Source organism: Celerinatantimonas diazotrophica (assembly GCF_004339545.1).
Lineage (GTDB): Bacteria > Pseudomonadota > Gammaproteobacteria > Enterobacterales > Celerinatantimonadaceae > Celerinatantimonas > Celerinatantimonas diazotrophica.
The window spans coordinates 1-13,354 of the sequence record NZ_SMGD01000016.1 but is presented as its reverse complement, the minus strand read 5'-3'; the positions used below and the strand labels follow the sequence as shown (position 1 = coordinate 13,354).

Annotated in this window: 12 protein-coding genes; 6 read left to right on the top strand and 6 right to left on the bottom strand. The window is 43.6% G+C overall.

The features are described 5' to 3' along the window. Positions 1-8 precede the first annotated feature (8 nt). The 4 genes from efpL to EV690_RS14745 all read left to right on the top strand — a co-directional run bounded on the left by efpL (position 9) and on the right by EV690_RS14745 (position 3,759). Entirely contained in the window at positions 9-578 is a 570-nt protein-coding gene (gene efpL, locus EV690_RS14760) for an elongation factor P-like protein EfpL (protein ID WP_131913948.1), read from the top strand. Between the two features lie 204 nt (positions 579-782). Further along, a complete protein-coding gene (locus tag EV690_RS14755) occupies positions 783-1,772 on the top strand; it encodes a TRAP transporter substrate-binding protein (protein WP_131913786.1) in 990 nt (329 codons plus the stop codon). Positions 1,773-1,825: 53 nt separating this feature from the next. Further along, on the top strand, positions 1,826-2,368 hold the full coding sequence (locus EV690_RS14750; protein WP_131913785.1) for a TRAP transporter small permease: 543 nt from the start codon (positions 1,826-1,828) through the stop codon (positions 2,366-2,368). A gap of 2 nt (positions 2,369-2,370) precedes the next feature. Beyond that, positions 2,371-3,759: a TRAP transporter large permease gene (locus tag EV690_RS14745; RefSeq protein WP_131913784.1), complete on the top strand. Its 1,389-nt coding sequence runs from the start codon at positions 2,371-2,373 to the stop codon at positions 3,757-3,759. 276 nt (positions 3,760-4,035) lie between these two features. Here the strand turns inward: EV690_RS14745 and ilvN are convergent, their stop codons facing one another. After that, positions 4,036-4,530: an acetolactate synthase small subunit gene (gene ilvN, locus EV690_RS14740; RefSeq protein WP_165872771.1), complete on the bottom strand. Its 495-nt coding sequence runs from the start codon at positions 4,528-4,530 to the stop codon at positions 4,036-4,038. Then, the gene (locus EV690_RS14735; RefSeq protein WP_131913782.1) at positions 4,530-6,245 is read right to left on the bottom strand and encodes an acetolactate synthase 3 large subunit; all 1,716 of its coding nucleotides are present in this window, start codon (positions 6,243-6,245) and stop codon (positions 4,530-4,532) included. Before EV690_RS14735 ends, ilvN begins: the two co-directional genes overlap by 1 nt. Before the next feature lie 449 nt (positions 6,246-6,694). On the opposite strand from EV690_RS14735, the gene leuA reads away from it, so the two are divergent. Both leuA and EV690_RS14725 read left to right on the top strand, forming a co-directional pair. After that, positions 6,695-8,275, top strand: a complete 1,581-nt coding sequence (gene leuA / locus EV690_RS14730; RefSeq protein ID WP_131913781.1) for a 2-isopropylmalate synthase — start codon at positions 6,695-6,697, stop codon at positions 8,273-8,275. Further along, complete coding sequence (locus EV690_RS14725; protein WP_131913780.1) at positions 8,232-9,245, top strand: hypothetical protein; 1,014 nt, start codon at positions 8,232-8,234, stop codon at positions 9,243-9,245. The genes leuA and EV690_RS14725 overlap by 44 nt, the downstream gene beginning before the upstream one ends. 46 nt (positions 9,246-9,291) lie before the next feature. Here the strand turns inward: EV690_RS14725 and EV690_RS14720 are convergent, their stop codons facing one another. The 4 genes from EV690_RS14720 to EV690_RS14705 form a co-directional block, all read right to left on the bottom strand. Next, entirely contained in the window at positions 9,292-9,585 is a 294-nt protein-coding gene (locus EV690_RS14720) for a PilZ domain-containing protein (RefSeq protein WP_131913779.1), read from the bottom strand. 24 nt (positions 9,586-9,609) lie between these two features. Next, positions 9,610-10,998: a PhoH family protein gene (locus tag EV690_RS14715; RefSeq protein WP_131913778.1), complete on the bottom strand. Its 1,389-nt coding sequence runs from the start codon at positions 10,996-10,998 to the stop codon at positions 9,610-9,612. 283 nt (positions 10,999-11,281) lie between these two features. After that, complete coding sequence (locus tag EV690_RS14710) at positions 11,282-12,139, bottom strand: undecaprenyl-diphosphate phosphatase (protein WP_131913777.1); 858 nt, start codon at positions 12,137-12,139, stop codon at positions 11,282-11,284. 89 nt (positions 12,140-12,228) lie between these two features. Further along, on the bottom strand, positions 12,229-12,819 hold the full coding sequence (locus EV690_RS14705) for a DNA-3-methyladenine glycosylase I (RefSeq protein WP_233458714.1): 591 nt from the start codon (positions 12,817-12,819) through the stop codon (positions 12,229-12,231). Positions 12,820-13,354 lie beyond the last annotated feature (535 nt).

Genomic DNA, 13,354 nt, shown 5'->3' with positions numbered 1-13,354 from the left:
AACGGATTGTGCCAAAAGCAAACGAGTTAAAAAAAGGGGCGGCTGTCCTTTATAAAGGTAAAGTGTTACTGGTCAAAGACATTGATGTTTCTAGCCCTAGCGCTCGCGGTGCATCAACACTATATAAAGTTCGATTCACTGACTTGGCAAGTGGACTGAAAGTTGAAGAACGATTTAAAGGGGATGACCTTTTAGATGATGTTGATGTCAGTCGCCGGGCGGTGAGCTTCTCTTACATTGATGGCGAAGAATATGTCTTTATGGATAATGAAGACTTCAGCCAGTATATATTCAGCCATGATAGCATTGCCGATGAATTATTATTTATCACCGAACAAACCCAGGGATTACAAGTCTTAACGGTTGATGGCAAAGGTGTGGCAATTGAACTACCTGCATCAGTTGAACTCGTGATTGAAGAAACCTCACCTTCCATTAAAGGTGCTTCAGCTAGCGCTCGAACGAAGCCTGCGCATTTTGCCACGGGGCTGGTCGTACAGGTTCCTGAATATATCTCAAATGGTGAAAAAGTTCGCATCAATACCAGTGAGCGAAAATTTATGAGTCGTGCAGATTAGCGTTTATAAATGGGGGGAAATCCCCCCATTTATAAAGAGCAATGAGTCGCTTTCTTCCCAAAATTCCTAGCATAAACCTTCTAAAAAAGTCCTTTTGAAACATTTATTACAATAAAAACATATCGTTAAAAAATTGTAAAAAAATTGGTACAGCAATTGCTGTATTAGGTTGTCTACCTTACATGGATTAATAAGGACACAACCATGACTCTACTCAAATCGACACTAAGCATTCTCGCTGGAGCAACATTGCTGTTGAGCACACAGCTTATGGCCGCACCTATTGAACTAAAATTTTCACATGTTGTGGCAGAAAACACCCCCAAAGGGCAAATGGCAATTAAGTTTCGCGATCTAGTCAATGAACGGTTAGCAGGGAAAGTGAAAGTAGAAGTCTTCCCAAACGCTCAGTTATTTGGCGATAACAAAGTTCTCGAAGCTATGCTGCTCGGCGATGTACAGATGGCTGCGCCATCACTGTCCAAGTTTGAACGCTACACGAGTAAACTCCAAATTTTTGATCTGCCATTTCTCTTTAAAGATATGGCGGCAGTGGATCGCTTCCAACAAGGCCCTGATGGACAGCAACTACTAAATTCGCTTAAATCGAAAGGGCTCATTGGCCTAGGATACTTACACAATGGACTCAAACAGTTATCAGCCGATAAGATGCTCAAAGTCCCAGAAGATGCACGTGGGCTGAAGTTCCGAATCATGTCATCGGATGTCTTACAAGCGCAATTTGAACAGGTAGGTGCGATACCGATCAAAAAACCGTTCTCAGAAGTATTCACACTGCTGCAAACCCGCGCGATTGACGGTCAGGAAAACACCTGGTCAAACATCTACTCTAAAAAATTCTATGAAGTCCAGCCCTACATCACCGAAACCAACCACGGACTTTTAGACTACTTAGTAGTCACCAGCACCGAATTCTGGACGGGTCTACCTGATGATGTTCGCACAGAGCTTAAAAAGTCACTGGACGAAGCTATCGCCTATGGCAATAAAATTGCCGCCCAAAAAGCACGCAGTGATAGACAAGCTATCATTGACTCTGGCCGCAGCAAAGTCATTGAACTCACTGCTGCTGAGCGTCAGCAATGGGTGGAAGCAATGAAGCCGGTCTGGAAAAAATTCTCTAAAGAGATCGGTCAGGATCTGATCAACTCTGCCGTCCAATCTAATCAATAAGTAACCCTCTCTGGCCACCTTGGTGGCCAGATCTTCCGACAAGGAGAGCACCCATGAAACTAATCAACTGGCTTCATCACTTTGAAGAACGCCTAATCGGAACCTTGCTTATTGCAATGACGCTTTTGGTGTTTGTTGAGGTGATACTGCGGTTTGGTTTTAACACAGGGATTGAATGGGCCCAAGAAGTCACTCTCTATCTCTCAGCCTGGATGGTATTACTAGGTGCCTCTTGGGGGATTCGAGAAGGTGCTCATATTGGGGTCGATGCCTTTGTGAAACTACTCCCCAGCCGTCAGCGTCGGATTATCACATTGATCGCTATCGTATTATGTTTGATTTACTGTGCACTATTCATTCAGGGAAGCTGGGTTTATCTCTCTAAGATGGCCAAGATCGGAATTGAAATGGATGATGTTCCGTTGACCAAATGGAAAGCCATGAGTGTTTTAATGATTGGGTTTGTGCTATTAGCCATTCGCTTTGCACAACTAGGCTGGGCAGTCATTACCGGTAAACAAGATGGCTTTGTCCTAGCAGACGAGGGGCGCGACAGCATGCACCTTGTTGATGATGAATCACCCGGGGAGAAATAATCATGACAACTCTCACCTTATTTGTATTGTTGTTGTTATGTATGCTAATGGGAATGCCCATCGCCATTGCGCTAGGGTTTGCCAGCATGACTACTATTTTGTTGTTTTCCAATGACTCATTAGCATCGATTTCACTTAAATTATTTGAAGCAACATCTGAACACTACACTCTGCTCGCGATTCCTTTCTTTATTCTCTCGTCGGCTTTCTTATCCACTGGTGGTGTAGCTAGACGACTGATTAATTTTGCGATGGATAGTGTCGGCCATATTCGTGGCGGACTCGCGATGGCGTCAGTAATGGCTTGTATGCTTTTTGCCGCAGTTTCAGGCTCTAGTCCAGCAACCGTTGCAGCCATTGGCTCAATTGTTATCGCCGGAATGGTCAAAGCGGGCTACCCCAAATCTTTAGCTGCTGGGGTGATTGCCAATGCCGGGACCTTAGGGATTCTCATTCCACCCTCAATTGTGATGCTCGTGTATTCGGCCGCCACAGAGGTGTCTGCATCACGAATGTTTATGGCAGGTTTTATCCCTGGAACATTAATGGGATTAATTCTGATGGTAGCGATTTACATCGTTGCTCGGGTGAAAAAACTACCTGCTCAGCCTTTTCCCGGGATCCGGTGCTGGTTCCACTCAATGTTCCGAGCCATCGGTGGACTCATGTTAATCGTGATCGTCCTTGGCTCTATTTATGGTGGGATAGCAAGCCCCACAGAAGCGGCCTCGGTCGCAGCTGTCTATGCATTTTTTATCGCTATCTTTGGGTATCGAGATATTGGCCCTCTCAAGGGCGTTCCTTGGCGCAAAGAAAATGAGAAACTTTCCACAGCAACGATTCGTAACCTCTACTTATTGCCTAAATCAATGATCGAATCAATTTGGCACAAAGAGGTTGCACATGTCGTCAAAGATGCTGCAAAAGTCAGCATTATGCTGCTATTTATTATTGCCAATGCAATGTTATTTGCCCATGTACTAACCAGTGAACGGATCCCTCACTCAATTGCAGAAACGATTGTCTCACTAGGCTTACCTGCTTGGGGATTTCTGCTCGTAATGAATATTCTGCTGCTAATAGCAGGGAACTTCATGGAACCTTCTGCTATTTTGCTGATTATGGCTCCAATTCTTTTCCCTATCGCAACCCACCTAGGGATTGATCCGATTCACCTTGGGATCATTATGGTGGTAAATATGGAAATCGGCATGTTAACCCCACCGGTTGGGCTCAATTTATTTGTTACAGCAGGGATAACCGGTAACAGTATTGGTTGGGTGATTCGCGCCTGTCTGCCTTGGCTAGCTCTGCTGCTGGGATTTTTAGGACTCATCACATACATACCACAAATATCACTCTTTTTACCTCAGCTACTCGACGGGATGTAACGTTACACTCGCAGCCCCGCCTAGGCGGGGCTTATTCTTACATCTAACTTTTACCTCGCCAATCGCGCAATCGCCACTCATAGACTCAAGCGCTGACATGCTAATTCAGAGCTAATATTCAATAATCCAAATGAACATGAAAAGTATTTAGATAGGGTAAATCAATGACATTAGCGCTCAATTTATTGCCACTTGCTCTGCAACAATTCACCCTCAGTTAATCTAAAAAGCCAGCAAAACGCTGGCTTTTTATATCACTCAAAATCTATCTAGATATTAGATATAGAGCATTTTATCGCTACGACTGATCCCACAGGTTCCGCTTCGTACCACTTCAAGCACGGTTGTTAGTTCAGCTAACGTTCGAATACAAGCATCCACCTTTGGCCCATCACCGGTTATTTGCAAAACATATTCACTCGACGTGACGTTCACAATCTGCCCGCGAAAGATCTCACTTAAACGCATGACCTCGGCGCGCATCGCACCTTGTGTCTGCACTTTAATCAATGCAATCTCACGTTCAATATAGGCACTGTCAGTTAATTCAGAGACCTTTAGAACATCGACCAATTTATGCAGTTGTTTGGTGATCTGTTCGATCATCCGCTCATCACCAAAAGTGGTAATTGTCATACGTGACAGGGTTGGATCATCTGTTACAGCGACAGTTAAGGAGTCAATGTTATAACCTCGCTGGGAAAATAACCCCACAACTCGAGACAACGAACCCGCCTCGTTTTCAATTAAAATAGATATTATTCGCCGCATCAGGTTCTCTCCGTTTTGCTCAGCCACATATCTTGCATCGTTCCCGTTTTTATCTGCATTGGATAGACATGTTCATCAGGGTCCACCATAATATCCATAAACACAACCCGGTCACGGTTAGACAATGCCCATTTAAATGCCTCATCGAGCTGATCTGGTGAGTTAACCTGAATTCCCAGATGGCCATAGGCTTGTGCAAGTTTGACAAAATCAGGCACTGACTCCATATATGACTGAGATTGTCGGCCGCCGTAAAACATCTTTTGCCACTGTTTAACCATCCCCAGAGAGCGATTATTCAACGACACAATAATCACCGGAATATGATATTGCATACACGTTGAAAGTTCCTGAATATTCATCTGAATTGAGCCATCACCAGTCACACAAACAACCGTGGCTTCAGGATGAGCAAACTTAACGCCAATGGCAGCCGGCAAACCAAAGCCCATCGTGCCAAGTCCTCCGGAGTTAATCCAGCGCCGCGGCTTGCTAAATGGATAATAAAGAGCGGTGAACATTTGGTGTTGGCCTACATCCGATGCCACATACGCATCTCCGTCAGTTGCACGATACAGTGCTTCAATCACCTGCTGGGGCTTAATGACGCCATCTTTGGTGGTGTATTCTAAACACTTTCTGGCCCGCCACTGCTCAATTTGTTGCCACCACGAAGCAAGATTCTCGGCCTCAGGCAGCTCTTGTGATGCCATTAACTCTTGCATTTGTGCTAAGACTGCATCCACGGTTCCAACAATTGGAATATCTGCAGCAATCGTTTTAGAGATAGACGTTGGGTCGATATCGATATGGATAACCGTGGCATCAGGACAAAACTTCGTGACATTATTCGTTACACGATCATCAAAACGCGCCCCGATAGCAAAAATCAGATCACTATGATGCATGGCAAGATTCGCCTCATAAGTGCCATGCATTCCAAGCATTCCCAGAAATTGTGGATCATCTCCGGCAAAGGCACCGAGTCCCATCAACGTTGAGGTCACAGGCAGATTAATCTGATGAGCTAAATCGCGCACAGCCTCGGAGGCATTCGCTAAAATAGCCCCGCCACCAATGTACAAAACAGGGCGCTTAGCTTTAAGCAAGGCGCGCAGTGCTTTTTTAACCTGTCTCGGGTGTCCTTTTACGGTTGGATTGTACGAACGCAGACTGATTGACTTCGGATACTGATAAGGAAATTTATTCTGCGGATTCTGCACATCCTTCGGTAAATCAACAACCACTGGCCCAGGACGTCCAGTCGATGCAATGTAATAAGCTTTTTTAATAATAGTTGGAATATCGGCTGCATTCTTCACCAAAAAGCTATGCTTGACGACAGGTCTGGACACCCCAACCATATCGGTTTCCTGAAACGCATCATCACCAATCAGAGAGGTTGCCACTTGACCGGATAAAATAACCAGCGGAATCGAGTCCATATATGCGGTTGCGATCCCAGTAATGGTATTCGTTGCCCCTGGGCCAGAGGTTACTAGCACGGTCCCGACTTCTCCGGTTGAACGCGCATACCCATCTGCCATATGCACAGCAGCCTGCTCATGACGCACCAGCACATGTTCAATATCTGAGTTATCAAACAAGGCATCATAAATATCAAGTACAGAACCTCCCGGGTAGCCAAAAATATGCTTAACCCCTTGATCCTGTAGCGATCGGACGACCATTTCGGCGCCAGATAACTTCTCCATGCCAGCCTCCAGGCTCTTCATTGTGTTCTATTTTGTTGTTTTAATCGTTTATGTGAACCACATTAACACGTTCACGCTATAGATATAGCAAATTAAATATCAAAAGAATAAAAACATCAAATTTAACTTTAAAAAAGATTATTTATTGCTAACTTTTAACTGTATTGGATTTTTTATATCTTTTTTATTTTATATATTGGAATATTTAAAAAAGATAGTATACTCACTATTATTCCGGTGAAGATTTAACCATATTTCCGGTTTTTGAGGATGGGAATGATGCAATCATTATGGACTTTACAGCTTATCTTACGATTATCAGGCTTAAACCTACTAGGCTTGAGAGCGGGTATATTGATTGATTAGTTCACACTGAAACATCATTAACCCGCTATTTAACAGCGGGTTTTTTTATAACTGAATACTTTTAAAACGAAAAGGATCGCCCCATGACTGACCAGGTAATCATTTTTGACACAACTTTACGAGATGGAGAACAGGCCTTAGCAGCAAGTCTGACCGTTAAAGAGAAGTTACAAATTGCTCTGGCTCTAGAAAAATTGGGTGTTGATGTTATGGAGGTTGGATTTCCGATCTCCTCACCAGGTGATTTTGAATCCGTACAAACCATTGCTCGAGAAGTAAAAAATAGCCGAGTTTGTGCGCTTTCTCGCGCCTTGCCTGCCGACATTGATGCAGCAGCAAAAGCATTGCAGGTTGCTGAGGCATTCCGCATCCATACCTTCATCTCAACTTCCGACGTCCATGTCCAGAGTAAACTGCGTCGCAGTTTTGATGATGTCATGGAGATGGGCATTAGAGCAGTTAAACACGCCCGCCAATATACCGATGATGTTGAGTTTTCCTGTGAAGATGCAGGACGAACACCCATAGACAATTTGTGCCGTATGGTAGAAGCAGCCATTAAAGCTGGTGCAACCACTGTCAATATCCCGGATACCGTAGGTTATACATTCCCAAGTGAATTCGGCAATATTGTCAATCAGTTGTTCAACCGTGTTCCGAATATTGACCAAGCGATTATCTCGGTACATTGCCATGATGATTTGGGGATGTCGGTCGCAAACTCACTGACAGCAGTGACACAGGGCGCTCGACAAATTGAATGTACGATTAACGGTATTGGTGAACGCGCAGGCAACACTTCACTCGAAGAAGTTGCCATGGCCATTCAAACTCGCAGCACACAACTGAATGTAAAAACCAATATCAACTCGCAGGAAATCTATCGCACCAGTCAACTGGTCAGCCGTTTATGTAATATGCCCGTTCAACCGAACAAAGCAATTGTCGGCTCAAATGCATTTTCTCATTCATCTGGGATCCACCAAGATGGGATGTTAAAAAGTCAAAATACCTATGAGATTATGACTCCCGACAGCATTGGACTGCCCAAAAACGTGTTGAACCTGACTTCTCGTTCAGGTCGACATGTCATTAAGCACCGCATGAACGAACTGGGCTATAGTGAAAGTGACTATAACTTAGATGAGCTTTACCAAAGTTTTCTGGAACTGGCGGACCGCAAAGGTCAAGTCTTTGACTATGATTTAGAAGCATTAGTGTTTTTTAATAACCAACGGCAAGATGAAGACTTCTTCAAGCTGGAATATTTAAGTGCTCAATCAGGTTCTGAAGTCGTCTCTACCGCAACCGTTAAACTGCGCTGTGGTGAGGATGTTATGACGGAGGCTGCCACAGGTAACGGCCCTATCGATGCTGCGTATCATTGTCTGAGTCGAATGACGGGATATGCCATCACGATTGACGATTATTCAATTAAAGCGGCCGGTGGTGGCAAAGGGAACCAGAAGTCAGATATTAAAGATGCTTTAGGCAAAGCCGATATAGTAGCGAAATATCAAGGGCGCACTTTCCATGGGATGGGACTGGCAACCGACATTGTTCAGGCCTCTGCCAAAGCATTTGTGCATGTATTAAATAATATTCATCGGGCCGAAACGATTGCCAAAGAAAAGGAAAAACTGCGGATTTCTAAAACTGCCTAAGCCACTCAATCCAATAATAGGATCAGCGCTCATAATAGCGCTGATCCTCTTTGGGCTGACGATTCCAGTCAGTGCCAAACAGCTATCATTTCACCGTGTTGGCGCAAAATTAAGCTACGTTTGGCAAACGGGGGGCAATCAACCACAGCAAGCAACCTTCGACTTGCAGCAATATCCCAGAAACTTAAGCTTTTTTACCGCCTTCAGAACTCATGACGCTCTTGCATTTATCGCTCGAGGTATGCAAGAACTGGCGAAAAAGCAAGATCCCAAAAAAGCGATTATCGATATAACGGCTTATGCGACACGGTTAAGCTGGAAAATACGCACCCGTAGTCAATCTGAACGACAGGACCTAAACCAACAACTCAATAGCATTTATAGAAAACGCTATGCTGAATATTTGGCCGATCACCGTATGCGCCTGTTGAAGATGCCATCTGGGGAATCTGGCATTATACCCGATCACCCCAAACTAGCTCAGGAAAGTGCTCCCTATCTGGAAGATTTTGCCACCTATTTTTTCCCAAAAACCACGCAACCCAATTCAAATGCTAAGTTAAAAAAACAGCTCAATGCACTATTGGCATTTATTCAAAGCATTCCATACAACAGGCTGCAAACAAAAGGACAATATCGAGGAGCCGGTTTTATGACACCGATTCAGGTCTTGCGTAATAATATGGGCGATTGTGATAGCAAAGCGACTTTGTTGGCAGCAATTTTACTCAAAGCCCAGCCGAAGCTCAAAACAGCATTCGTTTATATTCCTGGGCATGCTTTCCTAGCCATTCAATTAGGCGCAAATGGCGATGAGCAAACCATTCATATCAAGCAACAACCTTGGTTAGTATTGGATCCGACTGGACCTGCTATTATGCCAGTAGGCAAGGTATCTCAAGGTACTTTACGCTACATTAAGAGTCACTATTTTAAAACACTGCCAGTCAATCAGAAAACCGTACAATAGGAAGCTGAACCTTAGGCTCAGCTTTTGTCTAATCCTAAAACAAGTTTTAATCAACTTTTGAGAACGCAACTCCGACTAAGATTCCCTCCGGATCTGGCTGCAAATGCACAACACGGCCTTGCGCTTGTAAAGCGAGCACCCCTGGACGGCCTGGTTTCAATTCAAGCGTCACTTGATCGCCTAGTTGTAGTTGGGTTTCTTTAAACATAATTCCCATACCACTGGCACTTAAGTCATGACATCGCCCATAGGATTCAATATTGGCAAAACGCACTTGAACGGGGGAATCGACCATCATCCGAATAAACGAGCGTTTCTCCATCTCTGCACTAACAACCATTGGTTCTCTCCTATCACATGCAAGTTAAAGTTCACTTTCAGCAAAGGACGCAAGACGACTGCGTACTACGCCGTTCAGATAAACATTTGCGCTACCTTCAAAGTTCTTAAACCGCTCGACGATGTAGGTTAAACCGGATGTCACAGCCGTTAAATAGTTACTATCAATCTGAGATAAGTTACCGCAGCATACAAGCTTGGTTCCCTCACCACAGCGAGTAATAATCGTTTTTAACTGTGACGCTGTTAAGTTTTGGCACTCATCTAAAAATACAAAAGAATTCTGAATGCTGCGTCCACGCATAAAGTTTACTGATTTAAACTGGATATTGGCTTTATCCATAATATAGTGCAAAGAACCGTCCATTGACTCATCTTGTCTGTGAAGTACTTCTAAAGTATCGGTTACCGCAGCCAACCACGGCATCATTTTCTCCTCTTCGGAACCCGGCAAAAAACCGATCGATTCTGCAATTTCCGGAGTATTACGAGTGACAATCACTTTACTGTAAATGCCTCTTTCGATGACCAACTCAAGCGCACTGGCCATTGCTAGCAGCGTTTTACCACATCCAGCGGGGCCGGTAAGGATCACTAGTTCAATATCTGGGTCAAGTAATGCATCAAGTGCCATAGCCTGATAAATATTCTTGGGGTGAACGCCCCAAGCACAACGCCCCATTAAGCGTTCATAGCCTAAATCCTGTAGAGTAATTTCAGTCTCATTCTGGTTGATGACCCGCGCGGCAAAGCTCTGCGTGTCATCAATAATATATTGGTTGATATATGCCCCTTCGAGCAAGTCAGCTGAAATTTTATGGTAAGTATCTCGTCCTTCACTGACACTTTCACAATCATTCACCCGTCCCCAAAAACTCCCTTCAAGATGATTAAAACCTTTAGCTAAAAACTGAATATCGTCAATTAACTGATCGGAACGATAATCCTCAACACCTGCCAACCCTGCTCCTTTGGCTTTCAGACGCATATTAATATCTTTGGTAACTAGCACCACCGAGCGCGGCTCATGCAGCTTTTGCAAATACAAAGCGGTATTAATAATACGGTTATCGGGCTCATCAGCAGTAAAACTTTTCGCCTGCTGATCCAACGTATGATCGGCAAATATTGCTATCTTTCCACTGGCATGTTGTTCCGTTGCATTGGCCAACGGCAAACCGTCCTGAATCATTTCAGGTGAGGCATCAACGAAAATATTTTCTAGTGTACGAATAGCGACACGAGCATCTCGACTCACATCTTTATGGCGATCCTTAATGCGATCCAACTCTTCAAGAACCGTCATAGGAATAACAACATCGTGTTCTTGAAATTGGTATACAGCAAGAGGATCATGCAAAAGGACATTTGTATCGAGGATATATAACTTCGTAGAGACTGTCTTCCTTCCCATAAGGGCCCTCCGTCTATGGCAGAGATCATCAGCTTTTGCTTAAGTCTTTTATGACTACACCATGGTTTGTAATAAAGCACAAGTTTTCGTCGACTCCGGGGCGAAAATCGGAGACCTAATTTGAGTTTAGACTATCTAAAGAGAGCTTTTATGACAAAGGTGGAGATGGCGATTCAAGAGGTCAAAAAATCGCCATATTGGTTATGAATTGATGAAGAAGAGTTTACTAAAAATCATATAACTGGCGCTTAACACGCGACAATCAAGCGCTTATATTTAATAATTAACTAAATGTGAAAACTAGTGCACTGACCACAATGCAATAGCAGCCAAACCAATGCCAGCGACCATTTTCCAGCCAGCTAGAAAGCCAGCGCATCGCCGCAAGACCGGCTAAAAAACTAAAGACCATACCTAACAACCCCATACCAAAAGCATGCCCTAATGAAATACTTAGATGATGAGTTCCGGCAGCAACTGCTGAAGAATCGTATTTAAATATCCGATACCCTTCTTTAGCAATCACAACAGGCGTTAGGATCACCGCTAACGCAAAGCTAAACTCTTCGGCTCGCTGACGGTTCACCCCCAGTAACAAACTGGTTGAAATTGTTGCCCCTGATCGAGAAAAACCACGAAAAGGTAAACATAAACCCTGAACAATACCAATAATCAATGAATGAGTTGCACTAATATCATTGTGTTGGTGTTTTTGTTTTAAGGAAGAAATAATAATCAGTACACCGACAGCCGCCAGTGAGGCTGCAATTAAATGTAAATTGCCAAATAACTGTTCAATCTCAAAATGAGGGGATGAATGGGCCATCAATTTTTTAGCGCCCAATAAAAAAGCAAGACCAATAACACCTGTTGCAAAAGTGGCAATAATGAGCCGACTTAAATTCAAGAAAAATTGTTGCGTAGATTGAAAATAGGTTTTCTTCCAACTTTTCCAAAAGTACACGATCACCGCAAACATCGTCCCAGTATGTAGCATCACGAGTAATAAAGTCATGGCCGGGGCAGTGGGATCTAATCCCATTAATTTTTCAGCAAGAATAACATGTGCAGAGCTTGAAACAGGCAACAGCTCAGCAATCCCTTGCACAATGGCTAGGATAAGAATTTGAACGATATGCATGGTAATTTAAATAAGATCCATAAAGAGATGTAAAATAATTTTTTATTTTAACAGTAATTGAGTTCAAGGTAAGACCCGTAAATCGGGTTTTAGTTCTGCCAGCCCACTATATTGTCACCAAAGCTATAAGCAACGAGCTGACTGAGCTCCTGATAAGATCGACCGCTTTGTTCCTGAAATTGAAGAAACATCGCCTGAATAGCCAAATGAGAGCGTTTGCTATGTAGACCACCGTCAATTACGTCACAAGCACGACAATAGCCTTCAATATCTCGCGATAATACAAACGTATCTTTACCCATTGCACGCAACGCATAAGCGCCCGTATTACCGCCAAGACGCGCTCCATGGATTTTTAACTCATTCCATAACTGCACAATATCTTCACTAGGAAAATTTGCTATAAATGTACTAAAACTACCATGTTTTTGCGCAATATCGTGGATCATTAAACAATTATCTCTAATTGTCTTCACCTTCTTAAAGTTACGAATGATCCGTGGGTCACTGGCTTTACGCTCGAGCATTTCCGGTGGCATTAACAATAATTTTTCGATTGAAAAATGCCAAAACACTTCTTGAAATCCAGCCCATTTGGCATCAACGACAGACCAATAAAAGCCACTTTGAAAAATTTTCCGGGTAAACTCTTCTAGCCAGGCAGAATCATCTATTGCCATAAGCTCATCATTAGTTCGAGGCTTAGATAGTAACTTCTCCAAAGCCTCAATCGATCCCTTTCGTTCAGCAGCACGCTGATATAACGACTGATAACTCTCAACCACTACTTTACAACCGATATTTAATGACACATGTATTGAACATAATTATATAAAAATTCGGTAGTAAATAGGAGCAAAAGCAATTAGATAGTGGATACAAATTTAGCTGAGTGCGTAACGTAATAAAAAAGTGAAATGGAATAATCACCGACATCCCTTCCCAAAATAGAGTGTGTCAGCCATCGAGTTCAGGTGGAAGTCACCCCCAAGGTATTATTTCAAGCGGTTCGATAAAGCACAGAACATGCTTTGGCCAATAAGAGAGAGCAGAATGAGCGCTGGAAGATAGACACGAGGGAACACCAGGCAGTGTCCCGTCAATCAACAGCAATCCGGGACAGGGACAAAATCCCACCCATAAAAAAAGCCCCATCCAACGGATGGGGCTCAATTCGAAGCCTGGCAGTGACCTACTTTCACATGGGGAAACCCC